A 19,065-nucleotide genomic window follows, 5' to 3' on the forward strand; every position below is an offset into this window, starting at 1 on the left:
TCAGTGTTTCTTTTGTCGCCGTAAAACAATTGCAATCGTATTGAAACGCACTCATGGCACGCCAAAAACAATTCAAAAGAAAAAAGAACGCAATCAACGGATGGCTCGTGCTGGACAAGCCATATGGCATCTCCTCCAACGAGGCGCTTGGCAAGATCAAGCGGATCTTCTCGCCGGAAAAGGTCGGCCATGCCGGAACGCTTGATCCGCGCGCGTCCGGCCTCCTGCCGGTTGCCTTCGGCGAAGCCACGAAAACCGTGCCCTTCGTCATGGATGGCCGCAAGGTCTACCGTTTCGAGGTGACCTGGGGCGTGGAAACCAATACCGACGACACCGAAGGCGAGGCGGTTGCAACGTCCGACGTGCGGCCGAGTGCGGATGAAATCTCGGCCGTCCTTGGCGAGTTTGTCGGCACGATCATGCAGGTCCCGCCGAAATTCTCCGCCATCAAGGTTGCCGGTGAACGGGCGTATGATCTGGCGCGTGACGGTGAGGAAGTCGAACTGGAAGCCCGCCCGATCGACGTGCACCGACTGGATCTGGTTGAACGTCCGGATGAGAACCGCGCCGTCTTCGAGGCTGAATGCGGCAAGGGCACCTATGTGCGGGCCATCGCACGCGATCTCGGCCGCCGGCTCGGCAGCCGCGGTCACGTAACCGAACTGCGCCGTTTGCTGGTCGGTCCGTTCGGCGAAGAGGACCTGATCGGGCTGGACGAAATCCAGGAAGCATCCGAGGCGCTTGAGGAAGGCGCCGGCATTGGGGCTCTGGTCGAGGAGTTCGTCCTGCCGGTTCGCGAGGCGATGGACAATCTGATCGAGGTACCCGTGTCGCTCGATGACGCGGCCAAGATCCGCAAAGGCATGGCCGTGCTGCTGCGCGGCCGGGATGCTCCGCTCAACACGGAAGTCGCCTTTGCCAGCCACGCCAGCGTGCCGGTTGCCATCGGCTCAATTGACAAGGGCCGGTTCCAGCCGACCAGGGTGTTTCACCTGTAAATTCTGGTGTGGCGAAAAAACCTGAGAAACCTCTGGATTTTCGAAGGGTTTTCCGCCATATTCCGCCGCCATTGGGCACTGATGCCCAATTCGTCCGGAAGGATCCTTTGCTGAACGACATCTCGGCTCTGGAAACGTCCGGATCAGGCCGGTCTCCGGCATTTCAACGTGTCCGGTCAACGGACCCCACTCTTTGAAAGGAAAGAGCGATGTCGATTACTGCAGAGCGCAAAGCTGAGCTCATCAAGGAATACGCCATCAAAGAAGGCGACACCGGTTCCCCGGAAGTACAGGTCGCGATCCTCACCGAGCGGATCAACAACCTGACCGAACACTTCAAGGGTCATGGCAAGGATAACCATTCCCGCCGCGGTCTTCTGAAAATGGTTGCGCAGCGCCGGTCCCTTCTGGACTACACGCGCGGCAAGAGCGAAGAACGCTACAAGTCGCTGATCTCGCGTCTTGGCATTCGCCGCTAAGAACTCAGAACCTGAAAGCGCGGTGGGTGAGAACCCGCCGCGTTTTTGTATTGCGTGACGGCATTTGCCGGACGCAGCTCTTGCGGGCAAAACACTGATCCACTTCGGGTCTTTGTTCCGCGAAAGAGCTTTGAGTGTTTCAAATTCGAGTGGAACGCTCTATAGAGACCTCGTGACACGTCATGGGGCAGGATTGCCGGCTTCTTTCCGTCTTGAGCCGAAAGCAGCTCGTCGTCTTGCCCGTGACCTGTCCGCCGGTAACCGGCCCATACGGGGCCGACCGGGAATGTGTCTGCCATGACCGTGCTGTACCGAAAGCAGCCAAAGGCAGGCAAAGCTGTAAGGACAGATGATGTTTGATATTCATCGTGTAGAAGTCGAGTGGGGCGGACGCCCGCTCGTCCTCGAAACGGGCAAGGTTGCCCGTCAGGCCGACGGCGCCGTCATGGCGACCTATGGCGAAACGAAGGTTCTGGCGACGGTTGTTTCCGCCAAGTCTCCGAAGCCGGGCCAGGATTTTTTCCCGCTCACCGTGAACTACCAGGAAAAGGCATTTGCCGCTGGTAAGATCCCGGGTGGCTACTTCAAGCGTGAAGGCCGTCCGTCGGAGCACGAGACGCTGACGTCCCGCCTGATCGACCGTCCGATCCGCCCGCTGTTCGCAGACGGCTACAAGAACGACACCCAGGTGGTGATCACCGTTCTGTCGCACGATCTGGAAAACGCTCCGGACATCCTGGCGATGGTGGCTTCTTCCGCTGCTCTGACCCTGTCGGGCGTTCCCTTCATGGGTCCGATCGGCGGCGCGCGCGTTGGCTACATCAACGGCGAATACGTGCTGAACCCGCTGGTCGACGACATGCCGGAATCCTCGCTGGATCTGGTTGTTGCCGGTACCAATGACGCCGTTCTGATGGTTGAATCCGAAGCCAAGGAACTGAACGAAGACATCATGCTCGGCGCTGTGATGTTCGGCCACAAGGGCTTCCAGCCGGTGATCGACGCGATCATCAAACTGGCTGAAACCGCTGCCAAGGAACCGCGCGAGCTGGTCCTGCCGGATCATTCCGAGCTGTTCGGCAAGGTCAAGGCTCTGGCCGAAGCCGAGCTTGTTGCCGCTTACAAGATCACGTCCAAGACCGACCGCAAGAACGCAGTCGACGCTGCCAAGGCGAAGGTCGTTGAAGCGCTGATCACCAACGCTGCCGAAGGCGAAGCCGTCGAAAGCACCGTTCTGGGCGAGCAGTTCAAGAAACTGGAAGCTGAAATCGTTCGTGGCGCGATCCTCGACACCGGCACCCGTATCGACGGACGTGACCTGTCGACCGTCCGTGCGATCTCTTCAGAAGTCGGCATTCTGCCGCGTGCGCACGGTTCCGCACTCTTCACCCGTGGTGAAACCCAGGGCCTGGTCGTTGCCACCCTCGGCACCGGCGAAGACGAGCAGTTCATCGATCTTCTGGAAGGCACCGTGAAGTCTCACTTCATGCTGCACTACAACTTCCCGCCTTACTCCGTCGGTGAAACCGGCCGCATGGGCTCCCCGGGACGCCGCGAAATCGGTCACGGCAAGCTGGCATGGCGTGCAATCAACCCGATGATGCCTCCGCATCACGAGTTCCCGTACACCGTCCGCGTCGTTTCCGAAGTCACCGAATCCAACGGGTCGTCTTCCATGGCAACCGTCTGCGGCACTTCGCTGTCGCTTATGGATGCCGGTGTTCCGCTGAAGGCACCGGTTGCCGGTATCGCCATGGGCCTGATCAAGGACGGCGACCGTTTTGCGGTTCTGTCCGACATCCTGGGCGATGAAGATCACCTCGGCGACATGGACTTCAAGGTCGCCGGTACCCAGGACGGTATCACCTCGCTGCAGATGGACATCAAGATCGACGGTATCACCGAAGAGATCATGAAGGTCGCTCTGGGTCAGGCCAAGGACGGCCGTATCCACATCCTCGGCGAAATGTCCAAGGCCATCACCGAGGCTCGTGCCGAGCTCGGCGAACATGCTCCGCGCATCGAAGTGATGAAGATCCCGGTCGACAAGATCCGTGAAGTCATCGGTTCGGGCGGCAAGGTCATCCGCGAAATCGTGGAAAAGACCGGCGCGAAGGTCAACATCGAAGACGACGGCACCGTCAAGATCGCATCTGCCGACGGCAAGGCGATCAAGGCCGCCGTCAACTGGATCAACTCCATCGCCGCTGAGCCGGAAGTGGGCATGATCTACGAAGGCACCGTCGTCAAATGTGTTGATTTCGGCGCATTCGTGAACTTCTTCGGTGCGAAGGACGGTCTGGTCCACATCTCCCAGCTGGCTCCGAAGAAAGTTGCCAAGGTCACCGACGTGATCAAGGAAGGCGACAAGGTCTGGGTCAAGCTCATGGGCTTCGACGAGCGCGGCAAGGTCCGCCTGTCCATGAAGGTTGTCGACCAGGAAACCGGCAAGGAAATCGAAAAGAAGGAAGAAGCTGAATAAGCTTCCGCCCGACTGACGCAAGATATGAAACGGGGACCGAAAGGTCCCCGTTTTTGTTTGTCTTGAAGCGAGAAAGGCTGGTCAGCCGGCCCGGGCGGCAACTGAATCGACGCCGTTCATCTTGGCGAGATAGCGGTGGAAGTCGACGCCGGAAAGCGGGCGCGAAAAGCTGTACCCCTGGATGAGCGAGCAGCCGAAGGAATGGATCAGCTCACATTGTTCGTGCGTTTCGGCTCCCTCGCACACGACTTCGATATGCAGCGAGCCGGCCATTGAAATGATCGCCTGAACCAGTGCCTGGCCGTCCACATCCCGCTCCAGGCCCATGATGAAGGTCCGGTCGATCTTGAGCGTGTCGATCGGCAGGCGCTTCAGGTAGCTGAGCGACGAATAGCCGGTGCCGAAATCATCCAGGGAGATCTTGATGCCGAGGTTGCTGATGGCTTCCAGAATTTCGACCGGGTTGACGCGCTGGTCGTCGAACATCACGCTTTCGGTGACTTCCAGTTGCAGACGTGTCGGGTCCATGCCGGTCTCGTCGAGGATTTCTCTCAGCCGAGGCAGGAAATCTGCATCCCTGCACTGGCGCGGCGAGATGTTGACGCTGATCCCGTCGAGCTGCAGGCCGTTACGGTTGCAGGACTGGAAGAATTCGCAGGCCTCGCGCAGCACCTGTTCGCCAAGCGGCACGATGAGCCCACAGTCTTCGGCCACCTTGATGAATTCGGTCGGAGGGACAACGCCCAACTTGGGATCGGTCCAGCGGGCCAGGGTTTCGCAGCTCACCACGCGGTTCTTTTCATAGTCCACGATCGGCTGGAAATTCAGGTGCAGCTCACCCTTGTCGATGGCTTGCCGGAGGCAGATCTCGATCTGGCTTGCGCGGGCGGCCTGTTCATTCATGCGCGTGGCAAAGAACCTGTAACTGGCACCGCTATCGGCCTTGGCCTGCAGCATGCTGGTGTCGGCCTGCATCAGCAGCGCTTCCTCGTGTGTGCCGTCGTGCGGGCAGACGGTAATGCCGAGACTGCCGGCAAGCACGGCTTCATTGCCGTCTTCCAGTTCGATCGGGTCACCGATCGCCTTCAGAATGTCACGGGCGGTCTGCTCGATCTGCCAGCGGTCTTCCGGGTTCGACAGGATAATGGCGAATTCGTCGCCGCCCATGCGGGCCACGGTCTGGTCCGGGCCAAGGGTCCTGGTCAGACGCGCGGCTACGGTTTCGATGACCTTGTCCCCGGCCTTGGGACCATAGGTTTCGTTGACGGTCTTGAACCGGTCGAGGTCCAGGATCATCAGCGCCGTCAGGTCGCCCATATGCTTGCCGCGCTGGATCGCCTGGCGCAAACGGTCCATGAACAGGCGCCGGTTCGGCAGACCGGTCAGAATGTCGAAGTTGGCATTCTTGGTTGCCAGTTCTTCCTGGCGCTTGCGCTCGCTGATATCTGTGATGGTAGCGTAATAGGCGCGTTCCCCGCGCCATTCCGTCAACCGAACATGCTGCTCCAGCCATATGGTCTCTCCATCCTTGCGGATGCCCTTGACCTCATAGGCGCGCGGAGCGCCTTCGCCGTTTTCACGCATGTTGTAATAGCTGCGCAGCCGGCTGTGCTCTTCCGGCGCGTAGATCACCAGTGTGGGGGACTCGACAAGCTGCTCGGGTTCACCGGGGGCGTAACCGCACATTTTCAGCAGGGCGTCGTTCACATAAAGGATGCGATGATTGGCATGAACCAGCACGCCGTGCATCGAGCCGTCGATCATGTCCTTGAACTGGGCATCGCGGTCACGAACGGATTCAAACGCCGCCTGGAACATGGTCGCCAGTTTGTTGAATTCGAAGATCAGCCCGGGCGGCGGCGGCGACACCACCTTGTCCTGCCGCAGGCTCATCGCGTAGTTCAGCAGCCTGCCCAGGCCGGCCGTGGTGATGCGATTGACCAGAAGCGCGGCACCGATTGCCAGTATCGCCGTATAAAGCAGGAACGGTGTGAACAGCTGGCTGTAGGTTTCCTCGACCTTTTGCAGGGTGTCCACGGGCTGCTTGATCACGGTCGCAAGCATGTGGCCGTCCAGGCCCTGCATCAGCGGAGCAAAAACGAAAAGGTTCTCTCCGTTCAGCGCGTAATTGACGTCTTCAGGTGTAGCGTAGAGCCGTTCGGGAAGCACTTCCGTGGTCAGGTCACCCATGCCCGCCACAACATCCTCATGGTGATAGAAGGCGATATCTTCTACCCGTAACGCCTTGGCGAGGACACCCGGCAGGGAGAAGGAATCGGTGATAGTCGTCCCGCCATAAATCCTGCCGAGGACTCGGCCGGTATCGGGATCGAGAACCAGAACAGAGAGCGCTGCAGTGATCTGTATGGGATCGGAACCATGGTCCGCGTAAGTTACCCAGATGTCGGGCGGCATGGCCGTACGTATCTTCACCGGCAATTGATGGCTCAGGTCGATCAGGCCGAGACTGCCGTTTACCCAGCCGTTTTCACCTGGAAGATCGATCAGGAGAATGTCCAGAACCGCACTGGTCATACCTTCGGAAGCGCGTTCAATGATGACCTTGGCGGTCTCCTTGTCGTTGTCCAAAAGAGCCTGCCGGATATCCGGATTGGCCGCGACCGCGCGGATCTGCGTTTCGAGTTTGTCCAGATGCTGGGTGAAGACGAGCCTTGCGAGCGTTGCCTTGGATTTTGCGCTGCGGGCAATTTCATGTTCGGCAATCGACAGGCTGCCAAGGTACGTAATCCAGAAGAGTGCGATCGCCGTTCCCATGAGGCCGAACGCAAACAGAGCCATGACAAGGCGGCTGAAGGGAATGGAAAAGCTGGCCTTCAACGAAGCGCTCCTGAACCGGCGGGCATCATCTGACAGGATAATGGGACGTGACGGGAAGCAAGGCGGGGCGGGGTCCTTCTCGGTTGGAACAACAGGTTGTTGCTGGTCTTGCAAGTACAAGGCACCCGGCGGCAGGTGTGGACAGCTTCGGGAAAAGACAGCTTGTGACGAACCGATGCGTCCATAAGCACAGTATCATGAAACCTGGTCCTCGTTTTGCAATTGTAAGAAAAAACACTTGCAGACTTAAACGTAACTGCTCGAGGTTTACCTTTGGTGAATTGGAATGGTGAAGATGTTGCGACTTTATTGTCAATTTAACTTGCTGTTCATTAATAATGTCGCGGTTGAATATAGTAATATTTGACAGGAGCCATTTCTATTGAGCGCTGCTGTCCTCTCGCATGATCGGGCGTTTGCCTCCCCCGGCGAAACTGGTATACCCCCATCGTGAAGTGAATTGAGGTCGATTGACCTATTGCGGAAGACGGAGCCACTTGATGGGGCAGATGCGCTTGGTAGTCGTTGGAGCCGGTGGCCGAATGGGCCGGGCATTGACGCGGGCGGTCACGGAAACAACAGGTGCAACCGTCGTCGCGGCGATCGAACGCGAGGGCTCCGAGTTTCTTGGCAAGGATGTAGGCGACCTGGCAGGAACAGGTTCCTTGGGCGTTCCTGTCACCGACGATCCCTTGACCGCCTTTGCCGCCTCGGACGGTGTCCTGGATTTCACGGCTCCGGCGGCAAGCCTCTGGTTTGCCGAGCTGGCCGCGCAGGCTCGCATCGTCCATGTCATCGGCACCACCGGTTGGGCTGAAGGGCAGGACGAACCTCTGAAGGCGGCTGCCCGTCATGCCCGGATCGTCAAATCCGGAAACATGAGCCTGGGTGTCAATCTGCTGGCGAGCCTGGTGCGCAAGGCTGCCGCCGCGCTTGACGCGGATTTCGACATCGAGGTTCTGGAAATGCATCACAAGCACAAGGTGGATGCCCCCTCGGGCACGGCGCTTTTGCTTGGCGAAGCGGCTGCACAGGGCCGGGGCCTGGATCTGGCCGCCCATTCGGTCCGTTCGCGCGACGGTATCATGGACCCTCGCAAGACTGGCGACATAGGCTTTGCAACCCTGCGGGGCGGGTCGGTCATCGGGGAGCACTCAGTGATTTTTGCAGGTGAGGGCGAGCGCATCGAACTCACTCACCGGGCGGAAGACCGGCAACTGTTCGCCCGCGGGGCCGTCAAGGCGGCACTGTGGGGATTTGACCAGAAGCCCGGGTTTTATTCGATGGCCGATGTCCTCGGCCTGGATTCTTGAAGATACGCATTTAGCTTGAGGAGAATGGCATGGACCGCCTTCTTGTGCTTGTCCGTCACGGACAGAGCGACTGGAATTTGAAGAACCTGTTCACCGGCTGGAAAAACCCGGACCTGACCGAGCAGGGCGTGGCGGAGGCTCACAAGGCCGGCGAGCAGCTCAGGGATCTGAAGCTGTCCTTCGACGTTGCTTTCACCTCCGATCTGTCGCGTGCACAGAAGACGCTGGACATCATCCTGGAAGAACTGGGCCAGACCGGCCTTGAAACCTTCAAGGATCAGGCTCTCAACGAGCGTGACTACGGTGACATCACCGGCATGAACAAGGACGAAGCGCGCGAGAAATTCGGCGAAGAGCAGGTCCATATCTGGCGCCGCTCCTACGACATTCCGCCTCCGGGCGGTGAAAGCCTGAAGATGACCGCAGAGCGCGTTCTGCCTTACTACAAGTCGGAAATTCTGCCGCGCGTTCTGGCTGGCAGCCGCACGATCGTCGCCGCGCATGGCAACTCGCTGCGGTCGCTGATCATGGATCTGGAAGATCTTTCACCGGAAGAAATCCTGAAGCGTGAACTCGGCACCGGAACGCCGATCATCTATCGCCTCGATGAAAACGGCGGCGTGGTCAGCGTCCAGGATCTCGCCGACTAAGACCAGTCCGCATTGCCGAAATTCAAGTCCCGCTGCTTCCATGAGGCAGCGGGACTTGTTTTTGAAAGGCAGCTTGCAGTCCGCCAGGTGCCTGCGTTGCCCGGGGCGTAACCGAATGAGCCTTTGAAGCGGGCATGTACTGCCTGCAATCCATCGGCAATTTCTTTGCAAAAACAGTCCTGAATAATGATTTGCATTCGGTGTCTCTCCCATTTGAGGGAGGGCCGATCTGCCACGCCTCTATAGGCTTCCAGCCGTCGACCACGGTTGGAGCATTTATAGATGGCCGAATGCACGAAAGTTTCTTCCCGCTTGCAGAAGCTGGTGCGCAGATCCGAGAAATCGGGACGTTCGCTATTTCAGGCAACTGCAGTTTTTCTGCTCGGCGCGGTTTCGGCGCAGGCCCAGACAAACCTGACAGCTGAAGAACAGGCCAGGCTGGCCGCAGCCGACAGCGGCCAGGCACCGACTGCCACCGCGATCGAACTTCCCTTCGAGGAGCCGTTTGACGGCAAGGATCTGGCCGGGCACTGGCAGCTCCTGAATGCTGACAAGGACTCCTTCGTTGTAGAGAACGGCATCCTGCTTGCGCTCACGAGCGGCGGCAAGAACAGTCTGCGAAATGCGGATACGAGCAACATCTTCGAGCTGCAAGGCGTGCCGCCTGAGGGAGACTTCGATCTTGCTATCAAGGGCAAGCTCGATCCGAAAACCGGTTACGACGAAGTCTGGCTGGGACTTCGGGAAAGTCCGGACAATTTTATTGCAGCCCATCTTTATGTGCTCACCAAGGGGTGCGGTCCTGCACTGTTCCTGCGGACTGTCGCCAATCAGCCGGTAATGCCGGAAGGCGAGCCGGTTTTGACCGCCGCCAACCACAGCCTGTTTGACGGTCCCATCATCAAGTCTGTTTGCGACAAGGCCGGCCGGCCCCTCGGGGATCAGATCTTGTCGAACCTGTTTGCAGAAGGTTTTGAGCTGACCCTCTCCAGAAGAGGGTTGCGCTACCGGACCTCCCTGACATTGACCGTTCCGGACAGAGGGGCGCAAAAGCCCGCCGGTCTCGAGACCATTCACACCAACTGGATTGCCCGCATGGCGCCTTTCGGCAAACCGGTTTTCCTGCTTGGCCAGGGCAGCCGCGCCGGCAGCGGTGAAACGCTGGCCGAGTTCGACCACTTCAGCATCCGCCGTCCGCAACAATGAGCCCGGAGTTTCCCATGTCTGCTCTTCCCACTCGGGCGCGCGTACTGCGGCTCGTGGTTCCTTTCTCGCTCGCCCTTTGTGCAGCTTTACCTTCTCATGCTCAGCAAGGTGATGTCGCCGCCGCAGAGAACCTCGTGCGACTGTTTTATGCCGAACATTCCAAGCGGTTCAACGACGGCGATACGCCGCTCCTGAACGACGCTCCGGCCGCAAAGGAGTTCCTCGTCGACGGCCTCGTGCAAGGGGAGCTTCAGGGGATTTTGCAATTCGATCCGGTCTATGATGCACAGGACGCGAGCATTTCTAATCTCAGTATCCGGCCCGATCCGGACGCACCCCTCTTGCAGGGAGCTGCCCGGATAAACGTGACTTTTACCAACTTCGGAATGCCGATCCGGCACATCTACACGCTGATAACCGTGCCGGATGGTTCCTGGCAGATCAACGACATCTATTCCGAAACAAACGACTGGTCGTTGTCTGATCTCCTGCAGTCCGCCGGTGTGGACATCAGATCGGATCCAGGTTCCGAGATCACGCTCAAGGGCAGTTCAGCGGCCGGGTCCACTGTTGGATCGGGGCAGACACAAGCTGCAAATGGCGGAGACGCCGTGGTACCCGGCATGGAGGAAGGAGACCTTCCCGGAAACGGCCTGTCCTCTGAAGGGAGCGACCTTCTGTTCGTTCTGGACGGTTCAGGCTCCATGTGGGGTCAGGTCGACGGTGTTGCCAAGATCACCACCGCGAAGCAGGCGCTGACAGGTCTTATCGGTGACCTGCCGGCTCAGACCAATGTCGGCCTCATGGCCTACGGACACCGCCGGGAGGGGGATTGCGGAGACACCGAGATCCTGTATCCGGTTTCCAACTTCGATACCGAACGTCTGAAGCCGGTTATCGACGCGATTACGCCTCGTGGAAAAACCCCCATCGCAGCCGCCCTGCAACAGGCGGCTTCCGCCATGCCCGCCTCCAACCGGCCGGCAAACGTGCTTCTGATTTCAGACGGGCTGGAAACCTGCGGCGGTGACCCATGCGCCGCGGCGAAGGCATTGGCCGAGCGCGGTATCAACACCCGCGTCCATGTGGTCGGGTTTGACCTGACGCAGGAGGAGAATCAGGCCCTTCAGTGCATCGCCGAAAATGGCGGCGGCAACTATTACGCCGCCAACAATGCCGAAAGCTTCACCGAGGCCGTCAAGCAGGCTGTCGCGGACACAGGCAAGGCAGCGGAACCTCCCGCACCGGCGCCGGAAGCTGAAGAGGTCGTTCCGGCCAGCACCCTTGTGTTTGAAGAAACGTTTGACGGCCCGGAGCTGGCAGCCAGCTGGCAGACACTGAATGGAACCGACAGGCTGGCCAGGTTTACCGGAAGCGGCACCCTGTTTGTCTCCGCACTGGGGGGCGACACGATCTACGACAACAAGAACGCGCTGAACCGCCTCGTTCTTGACGAGCCGCTGCCTGACGGTGATTTCGACCTGAGTCTCAAGTTCAAGCTGCATGAACAAAGCGGTCATGAAAGCGTATCGTTGTCGCTGCTGGAGGATACGAACAACCAGATTGGCGCAATGGCCTGGATCTGGACAAAAGGCTGCGGTTCTTATCTGAACCTGTCCTTGACCCGCCTCTCCGGAGATCCCGAAGGCAAGCCTGAAGTCTCGCGTTTCGATGTCAATCTGTTCGGCAAGCAGATCGTCAAGACCGTGTGCGACAAGGCGGGCAGGGCCTATGGCAACAAGGTTCTGGAATCGCTTTCGACCGATGGTGCTCTGCTGCGTCTGAAACGGCGAGGGCGTGCGCTCTCCGCTGCCATCGAACTGGAATTGCCCGCTGCTGACGGTCAGGAGGGCGGCCCCTACGTTCTTGAGACCGATCCGGTTACCGTGCTGCGCCTTGCCGGCAAGCCGAGCGTGCTCGCCGGTCAGTGGAACAAGGCAAAGTCGCAAGAGAGCCATTTCGAGTTCGACAGGTTTGCAATCGAGCTGGTTTCGCAATGAGGATTCGTCCTCGCCGTGCTTGTCTGGCCTTTGTAATCCCCTGGTTCCTGTTGGAAGCGGTTTTCGCGCAAGTTCCCGGCGTCCAGGCCCCAGGTGTCGAAGACCTCGCTTGTGCGGCGGGATATGGCTGCCAAGGCGTTTCGTCTTCGCAATGCGACGTCCTGGCGATGCTGGGCTTGATGACGACGGGAGAGGCCCGGGACCTGTTCGCCCAGGCTTATCCCGCACGGTTTACGGAGGTGGCAAGAAACGTATCCTTGCCACCGTCCGAATGCCTGCAGGCTGCCGGTTCCGGTGTAGGCACCGGCGCGGGTAGCCTTTCAAGTTCGGGTGCCGAAGACACCGGCGCATCGCCGAATGGCAGCGGTGCACAAGTCTTGCCCGACTTCGCAAGTCTCGACGGATTTTCCGAGACACCATGTCCGGGTAATGTGTCTGTCGATCCGATCTTCGTGCAGGGGCAACCGGACATCCGGGTGCTCGCCTGTTTCAAGGGAGCGGACAATCGCTACAGTGAATGCGGCAAGGCACCCGCCCGTGCCTATTGTCTGAAATTCGGTCAGCCGGACGTTGCCTGTTTCGGCGACATCAACTTCGTCGGCAAGGCCGCCACTGTCGACGCCTATTGCGAAGCTGGCGGGTGTCCCGCTTTTGGTTTCATTGTCTGCAAATAAGCGTCATCCGGTGCCGGAACCGCATCGATGCTCACCCAAATGGGAGAGGCTTCAGCCGGATCGAAACGTCAGTCTTGCGTCATCGACATGTCTCGCCAACAAGACCGGAGACTGAAAATGCGGAAGATTTGGATGATACTTTTTCTGGCATTGGGGACGAGTTTCCTGCTGCCAACCTTTTCGGCGCAGGCCAAGACGATCTGCACGATCCAGGCGGAGAGCGCTTTCAGCAAGGGTCACAAGACCCGGGCAGGTGCCGAGGCAAGAGCCTGGGTAAACTGGCAAGGCAAGATGAGGAACAGCCATGGACGCCGGTTTGCCGTTTCCATGGCCCGGGTGACAAAAGGCTATCCCAAGTTCGATGGCACCCGGTTTAACCACAGGGTGGTGGTTCGCGCCCAGGGTTGCTACGTCAAAGGCGTTTCCTGCCTCACCGGCACGGGGATCACCCCTTCCTGCGAGTGCCAGAGCGACCGTCGCGCCGCCTTGAAGCAGGGATGTTCCGTCTACGCTGCTGGCAGGTGACAGGCGGTACGAAAACTTCCCGAATGGAATGCGTGCGGACGGTCTATTTCAACCAGCCGACAGGCCCGGCCATCAGCCGGGCCACAAGCTCCGACTGACTGTGCACGCCGATCTTCTGGAAACTCTTTTTAAGATGCCCGCGTGCCGTGCTGACCAGAATTCCCTGGTTGTCTGCAATCTGGTCCAGCGATCGTCCTTCGGCGATCTCGAGGGCAATCTCCGCTTCCTTGCCGGTCAGGCCATAGGCCAGTTCGATCAGGGTCTTTCGGGTTTCGGAGGTGTCTTCGCCGGTCTGCACCCTCAACAACAACAAGCTGGCAGGCCCGTGCCTCTGAAGGCTGGTCTGTTTGAGGGCGGCAGGAAAAAACTGAAAGCCGACAGGCTTGCCCTCATGGACAATCAGTCTTTCCCCGTTCTGGCGAGAAATGACTGCCGCTTCGTTTTCTGCCAGCAGCGACTTTACCCGCGCCTTCGCGGTTTCTTGAATTTGACAATCGTCGTCCTGCGGCAACAGGCCCGAGAGCGAAGTTTCGAAGGCGCCGTTGCAATGCAGGAGGTCGTTTTGCCTGTCCAGCAGGGCAACACCGATCTGCAGCCGCTCGATCACGCTTTCCAGAAGAACGCCGAGCGTCGCGCTCATCATGACCTGCTTGTTCAGGTTGAACGCCCGTTCCCAGTGCGGCATCAGCCGGCTGATGCGCTCGTGCAGTTCCTCCTCGTTGACGTTCCCGGAGAGTTCTGCCTCATGGATCATCCGGTAGATGATTTCCGTCCATCGGCTGTCGTCGTCGATGGCGTTGTAACAGAGCTCGACAAGTTCATCCGGCTCCAGCTGCCGTGCGCCGGTTTCGCTGATCCGGTTGAGGATGTCCGAGGCAAGCTCTTCCACGCCGACTTCCCTGATATCGGCCTCAGGGCGTCTGTTCTTCTGGACCCAGTCCAGGATCCGTCCGCTGATCGAGAATTTGTCCTCTTCCAGAAACAGCGCCGACCGGGCTCCGTCGACACGTTCGGAGGCAACGTCCTCAATGCCAATCCGCGACAGGAAGCGCTCGATGGGTGGCAGGAAACCGCCGTCGCGGAGCATTGCATCTTCGCCGCCGAAGACGACAAGGCACCGCGTGCCCGGTTTCATCTGAGCGTCACGCGGCCACGACCACGCACTGAGCATGCCTTCGAAAATCTGCTTCCAATATGCGGGTGTCGGTGTCGGCCAACCATGCGGGTCTTCCAGGACCTGCTGAATGACGCGGTGATCCGTACTCATGACATCGGCAAGGTGCCTGCGATCCTTCAGGTGTGCGCCAAGGAAGGAATAGAGATGGTGCAGGGTCTGTTCGTCGGGGGTATCCGCCCCTTTCAGGCGGATTCGAACCTCGGCAAAAGTCTTGCCGAAAAGGGCCAGCGTCTTCTGGTTGGGCGGCGGCGAGATGAACACGATGTGCCGGGCAAGGTCCGGCCAGGTCTTCATGACTTCCAGCGTCAGCAGGGCGGTGATATTGGGAACGACGATCAACCGGTCCTGCCAGGGCGTGTCCTCAAAGCTTCTCTCCAGCAGGTGCCGCATGTCTTCTACAGCGGATTTCCAGCCGTCTCGCGGATCCAGATGCCCGGCAACCGAGGTCTTGTCGAAACTCTTGCCGTGTCCCCGGATATCACCGGAGTGGACGTCCCAGCCGGAGGCGCGGAACCCGGCCGCGAGTGGCTGCAGCATTCCTGAATGCGTTGGTTGGCTGTGGCCCAGGAAAACGGTTCTTTTTCCCGAATAGAGACGGCGCGTCACGTTGACGGGCCAATGACGGTAATAAAGAGAAGGCCCGTCAGGTCTCGGTAGGTATTTTGCTTCCATGCGCAGATCTCGTCTCAGAACCACATCTGCCCAATGTGTCAAAAGTCCCCTTGCAGACGCCCGCCGCGAGACTGCAGCAGAAAGCCGCCGTTGCAAATCTATGAAAATCCATAGGGTCTGGCTGCATAAGCGGCGTTTCATGCCGAGTGCCCCTATTCGACGGTATTCTTGAGAGAGAACTTTGCAGCCTCGAACTCGGTCAGCAGGTCGGCGAGATGTGCATCGACCCGGTCCGGATGCGCGTTGGCACCGACAAGCTTGTCCTGCGCCAGAAAGAACAGGACATCGTCGTCAATCACGAAGCCGACGGTATGATACCGCTCAAGCAGATCGAGCAGGGTGGTCTGAGTAGCGGGTGTCAGGATGCTGAGAACGGCAAGGTCCGCATCCGCTCCGGCATCGTTTGAACAGGAAACATGGAATGCCTCGTTGAAGGCGATGGATTCCGTCTTGATGTCCCGATCCAGAGGGCCCTTGTGGAAGAGGTTCTCCGGTCGCACTGCGGCCCGGACGCCTGTCTTGCGGCCAAGTTTATAAGCACCCAGGAGGGAGTAGAACACGCCGAAGCCCCCTCTGCCGCCACGGGCGTCACGCCTCAGGGCAGGATTCGCCGCAAGGCCGGCTTCCATTTCCATGGCACCGATTGCGACCCAGAACGGCAATCCGTCGTTGCTGCTTGTGCCCCAGAATTCGCCATCGAATTGGGCACCGACAAAGGATCCGACCTGAAGCCTGGTCAGTTCGGGGACGCGGTCTTCCACGGCAAGCGCTCTTTCGGATTTGACCAGGTGCGTTCGGCGATCCGCGCCGTCCGATGTCATGACGGTGCCGAATTCGCGCACGCGCTCCATGAGCTTGCCGGTGTAGCTCCAGCCTTTCCTGCGTGCGAGTTCGACCCGGCGCTTCAGCTGTCGGCCGTCCCTGTTTTCAAGCTCCCCCGCCAGAAACATGAGCGCGAACATCACGGTCGTGACCGCAACAGGCACAAACGGAAAGCCGTCCGTCCAGAAGCCCTGCACCATGGTCCACAAAAGGGCAAGGATCGCCCCTATCGGCAGCATGCGCCGGACCGGAGCAGGCAGAACAACACCTGATCGGATGTCGGAGACGTCGGGAGTCTCAACGGAGATTTCACCCTTGATCGGGTCCCAGTGCGTGACGCGCCCACTCATGACGGCGCTCTTGTCAGGTCGATTGGCGGTACGGCTTCAGCGGATTTCAACTGGTCTGCATCGAGTGCGAAAAACGCTGCCCGCTCGAAGCCAAGGAGCGAGCCGACCCAACACGAAGGGATGGCATCCAGCAGCGTGTTGTAGCGATCCACATTGCCGTTATAGAGCCGACGTGCCGCACTGATCTGGTCCTCGGTTTCCTCCAGCTGTTTTTGCAGTTGAAGGATGTTTTCCGTCGAAGTCACATCAGGATGATGTTCCGTATAGCCAAGGAAAGTGCTCAGCCCCGCAGTCAGGTCGCCTTCGGCCCGTTCGATATCTTCCAGGCTGCCCTGCCGGACCGCAATCGCCTTCTTCCGCACGTCCAGAAGACGGTCGAAGACATGGTTTTCCTGACGGATGGCGGAGCGGACCGCACTCACCAGCCCGGGAACAAGGTCATGCCGCCGCTTGAGTTGAACCTGAATGCCCGAACGCCCGTTCGCAACGGCATTTCTGGCCGCTGCAAGGCGGTTCTGCAGGTAGACGAACCCGCCAAGGCTCATGATCAGTAGGATGAAAAGCGTCGTCATGCATGTCTCCGGAAAACCCATGTCCGGAAGACAACAGAACAGTTGGGGTGGTACGCGCCCTCTCCCATTTAAGGGAGCTTGAATACGTGAAAGGCACAGGACACCTTTCCCACATTCCTGACTAAGGGGAAATCAGCCCGTTGAGCAGCGCGATGGCAATTGCCTGTTCGCGGGTCGCGGCGCGAAGTTTTGTGCGGGCGTTCTTGAGATGAAGTTCGACGGTAACCGGCCGGAGGCCGAGCTTGTCTGCAATCTGCTTGCTGCGCAGGCCTTGCGCGACCCAAAGGAGGCATTCCTTTTCCCTCGGGCTCAGCGCGATGTCCCTGTGCTCGTTTTCCAACGCGGCCTGCAGGCGCTGGTGCGCAAAGAAGGCTGTCAGGCGGAGCAGGTCGGCATGTTCTGAAAATATCTTCTCGATTTCGTGGCGCGGCAGGCTTGATCCGAGGTTCCAGCCACCAGCTCCACCAGGGCTCGCTTGCCGCACGATACAGGACATGCCGGCACGCATGCCGGTTTCTCCAGCTTCCTGAATGAGTTGGCGCTGGGCGGCGCACAGATACGGATAGTCCGAAAGATAGTCGATGCCTGTCCCCATAGGAGTAGTCGAGGTGCAGCAGTAGGCAAAGAAGGGGTCGATCCGCTCATAGGCGGCGGCGCGGTAATGAGAGGTCCAGCTTTCCGGAAAGGTGGTGAACATCGAGAGACCCGCCATCGTGCGGTCGATGTAAATGAGCTTGTCGAAGCCAAAGGATTCGAAGAATTGCGCACTGGCTGTCCAGGCACTGTTGGAAGAAATTCCTTCAGGCAATTTCTCGATCAAACTGGGCGGCACTGCGTCTGTCCAAGCATAAACTATGGTTTTCCATATATTGGAGATCATAGGGTGCCGGGTTACATCGGACAACGGTTAGAGTTCACGGGGATTTTTACCTGACCAGGGCCCGTCGGACGGAACACGTTTTCGAGGGGCTGCTTCTGGCGTGACAGGCACGGGATCACAGACAATCGTCCTTGGAACGCTTCTGTTGGGACCGCTGGTTTACGCCTTCTGGCGCAGCCGCAAGGGGACGCGAGCCGACTACATTTTCAACTCGGGTCGCACGGGTTTGCTGGCTACCGTTGCCGGTATCATCTGCGGCAATATCGGCATCGGTACATTCGTTGCCCTGGTGCTGTTTTCCGCGGCAAGCCCGGTCATCGGCCTGTCGCTCGCGCTGGCCTATGGCACCGGGCTGATGATGTGTGCCCTTGTCGCTCCGGGTGTCCACAGGTTGTCGCAAAAATACGGGGTGAGGGGGCTGATCGACCTCATCGTGGTCACCCACAAGGTGCGGCACCCGATCCTGATATGGGTGCCGGTTGCCTTTGTCTTTCTTCTGCGGGCCTCGGTACAATTGATTGCCCTGGCCGTTATCCTGACGGCCGTCTTTCCAATTCCCCCTCTTGCGGCAATCGTGCTCGCAACATTCGTTGCAGGGGCCTATACGGCGATTGGCGGCTACAGGGTGGCAACGGAAACCGACATTCCGCAGGCCGTGGTCATTCTCGTCGGCATTGCGATCCTCGGGATGTGGAACATGGAAGCGCCTACGCGGGAGCTCGTGTTTTTCGACCTCGGTCCCTACCGCTTTCCGATCCTGATCGGCATCTGGCTGTTCATACCGGCAAGCGCTGTTCTGGCCGTCGACAACTGGCAGCGGATGGCGACCGCTCGGGAGCCGTCGGTCGCCCGGCGCGCATTCCTGCTCGGTGCCCCGATATGCCTCGCGGGATACCTCATTATCGTCTGGCTCGGGCTGCACAGCATGCCTGGCGGGGACGTGATGCAGATCCTGCACACGTCGGTGCCGCAGACCTGGACATGGCTTGTCGACCTGATGCTCATCGCCGTGGTGATGTCGACGATGGACACGTTCGTGATGCCGCTGATGGCCGGTCTGGAGCGGACAGAGCTGTCGCTGGGGAGATTGCAGCTGATCGTTGCCGCGCTGTTCACGTTGCTCGGTCTTTCAGCGGCCTTGTTCGCGGATGTCCTGAATTCGATCATTTCCGCCTTCAGTTCGCTGGCGGTGTTCTTGCCGGTTGTCTGGGCGTCGGTTCGCGGCCGGCGTGTGAGCGCGCCGGCGGCAATCGTGTCCCTGAACGTCGGGATCGCGGTCACCGTGCTGCTGACAACGGTGGACCTGAATTCCGCGGCGTTGGTCGGCTGTCTTCTGTCCTGGTTGCTGTATGAGACAGTGTCACGCTTTGCCCCGGGCCAGTCCCTGGCGCCTCGAAAGGTTGCTGGAAGAGACGCGAGAGCTTGAT

At 59.3% G+C, this 19,065-nt stretch carries 16 protein-coding genes; 10 read left to right on the forward strand and 6 right to left on the reverse strand.

Annotated features, from left to right (window positions below):
- The first annotated feature begins 53 nt into the window (after nucleotides 1-53).
- From truB to pnp, 3 genes are all read left to right on the forward strand, one after another.
- A complete protein-coding gene (truB, locus tag J7447_RS16810) occupies nucleotides 54-998 on the forward strand; it encodes a tRNA pseudouridine(55) synthase TruB (RefSeq protein ID WP_209170305.1) in 945 nt (314 codons plus the stop codon).
- A 209-nt stretch (nucleotides 999-1,207) separates the two neighbouring features.
- Nucleotides 1,208-1,477 (forward strand): 30S ribosomal protein S15, encoded by a 270-nt coding sequence (gene rpsO / locus J7447_RS16815; protein WP_006935430.1) that lies wholly within the window; start codon nucleotides 1,208-1,210, stop codon nucleotides 1,475-1,477.
- Nucleotides 1,478-1,829: 352 nt separating this feature from the next.
- On the forward strand, nucleotides 1,830-3,959 hold the full coding sequence (gene pnp, locus J7447_RS16820) for a polyribonucleotide nucleotidyltransferase (protein ID WP_031268705.1): 2,130 nt from the start codon (nucleotides 1,830-1,832) through the stop codon (nucleotides 3,957-3,959).
- 81 nt (nucleotides 3,960-4,040) lie between these two features.
- Here the strand turns inward: pnp and J7447_RS16825 are convergent, their stop codons facing one another.
- The gene (locus J7447_RS16825) at nucleotides 4,041-6,797 is read right to left on the reverse strand and encodes an EAL domain-containing protein (protein WP_209170307.1); all 2,757 of its coding nucleotides are present in this window, start codon (nucleotides 6,795-6,797) and stop codon (nucleotides 4,041-4,043) included.
- Between the two features lie 500 nt (nucleotides 6,798-7,297).
- On the opposite strand from J7447_RS16825, the gene dapB reads away from it, so the two are divergent.
- Together dapB and J7447_RS16835 are read left to right on the forward strand one after the other, a co-directional pair.
- Nucleotides 7,298-8,110, forward strand: a complete 813-nt coding sequence (gene dapB, locus J7447_RS16830; RefSeq protein ID WP_200863749.1) for a 4-hydroxy-tetrahydrodipicolinate reductase — start codon at nucleotides 7,298-7,300, stop codon at nucleotides 8,108-8,110.
- 29 nt (nucleotides 8,111-8,139) lie between these two features.
- Entirely contained in the window at nucleotides 8,140-8,760 is a 621-nt protein-coding gene (locus J7447_RS16835) for a 2,3-bisphosphoglycerate-dependent phosphoglycerate mutase (RefSeq protein WP_022999102.1), read from the forward strand.
- Here J7447_RS16835 and J7447_RS16840 read toward each other — a convergent pair.
- Complete coding sequence (locus tag J7447_RS16840; protein ID WP_209170308.1) at nucleotides 8,757-8,957, reverse strand: hypothetical protein; 201 nt, start codon at nucleotides 8,955-8,957, stop codon at nucleotides 8,757-8,759. The genes J7447_RS16835 and J7447_RS16840 overlap by 4 nt on opposite strands.
- Before the next feature lie 85 nt (nucleotides 8,958-9,042).
- Here J7447_RS16840 and J7447_RS16845 point away from each other — a divergent pair, with 85 nt between their 5' ends.
- From J7447_RS16845 to J7447_RS16860, 4 genes are all read left to right on the forward strand, one after another.
- Nucleotides 9,043-9,966, forward strand: coding sequence for a hypothetical protein (locus tag J7447_RS16845; protein WP_209170310.1), 924 nt, complete (start codon nucleotides 9,043-9,045; stop codon nucleotides 9,964-9,966).
- A gap of 14 nt (nucleotides 9,967-9,980) precedes the next feature.
- Nucleotides 9,981-11,966 (forward strand): VWA domain-containing protein, encoded by a 1,986-nt coding sequence (locus J7447_RS16850; protein ID WP_209170312.1) that lies wholly within the window; start codon nucleotides 9,981-9,983, stop codon nucleotides 11,964-11,966.
- The gene (locus J7447_RS16855) at nucleotides 11,963-12,640 is read left to right on the forward strand and encodes a hypothetical protein (RefSeq protein ID WP_209170314.1); all 678 of its coding nucleotides are present in this window, start codon (nucleotides 11,963-11,965) and stop codon (nucleotides 12,638-12,640) included. Before J7447_RS16850 ends, J7447_RS16855 begins: the two co-directional genes overlap by 4 nt.
- Before the next feature lie 132 nt (nucleotides 12,641-12,772).
- Nucleotides 12,773-13,165, forward strand: coding sequence for a hypothetical protein (locus tag J7447_RS16860; RefSeq protein ID WP_022999097.1), 393 nt, complete (start codon nucleotides 12,773-12,775; stop codon nucleotides 13,163-13,165).
- A gap of 43 nt (nucleotides 13,166-13,208) precedes the next feature.
- Here J7447_RS16860 and J7447_RS16865 read toward each other — a convergent pair whose 3' ends face one another.
- From J7447_RS16865 to J7447_RS16880, 4 genes are all read right to left on the reverse strand, one after another.
- On the reverse strand, nucleotides 13,209-15,155 hold the full coding sequence (locus J7447_RS16865; RefSeq protein WP_353653798.1) for an alpha/beta hydrolase: 1,947 nt from the start codon (nucleotides 15,153-15,155) through the stop codon (nucleotides 13,209-13,211).
- 11 nt (nucleotides 15,156-15,166) lie between these two features.
- Nucleotides 15,167-16,186, reverse strand: a complete 1,020-nt coding sequence (locus J7447_RS16870) for a hypothetical protein (RefSeq protein ID WP_209170317.1) — start codon at nucleotides 16,184-16,186, stop codon at nucleotides 15,167-15,169.
- Complete coding sequence (locus J7447_RS16875; RefSeq protein ID WP_209170320.1) at nucleotides 16,183-16,758, reverse strand: LemA family protein; 576 nt, start codon at nucleotides 16,756-16,758, stop codon at nucleotides 16,183-16,185. The genes J7447_RS16870 and J7447_RS16875 overlap by 4 nt, the downstream gene beginning before the upstream one ends.
- A gap of 121 nt (nucleotides 16,759-16,879) precedes the next feature.
- On the reverse strand, nucleotides 16,880-17,590 hold the full coding sequence (locus J7447_RS16880; RefSeq protein WP_209170321.1) for a LuxR family transcriptional regulator: 711 nt from the start codon (nucleotides 17,588-17,590) through the stop codon (nucleotides 16,880-16,882).
- A gap of 148 nt (nucleotides 17,591-17,738) precedes the next feature.
- Between J7447_RS16880 and J7447_RS16885 the strand changes: the two genes are divergently transcribed.
- Nucleotides 17,739-19,064: a hypothetical protein gene (locus J7447_RS16885; protein WP_209170322.1), complete on the forward strand. Its 1,326-nt coding sequence runs from the start codon at nucleotides 17,739-17,741 to the stop codon at nucleotides 19,062-19,064.
- Nucleotide 19,065: the final 1 nt, after the last annotated feature.

Source organism: Labrenzia sp. R5_0, assembly GCF_017743835.1.
GTDB classification, from domain to species: Bacteria; Pseudomonadota; Alphaproteobacteria; order Rhizobiales; family Stappiaceae; genus Roseibium; species Roseibium algicola.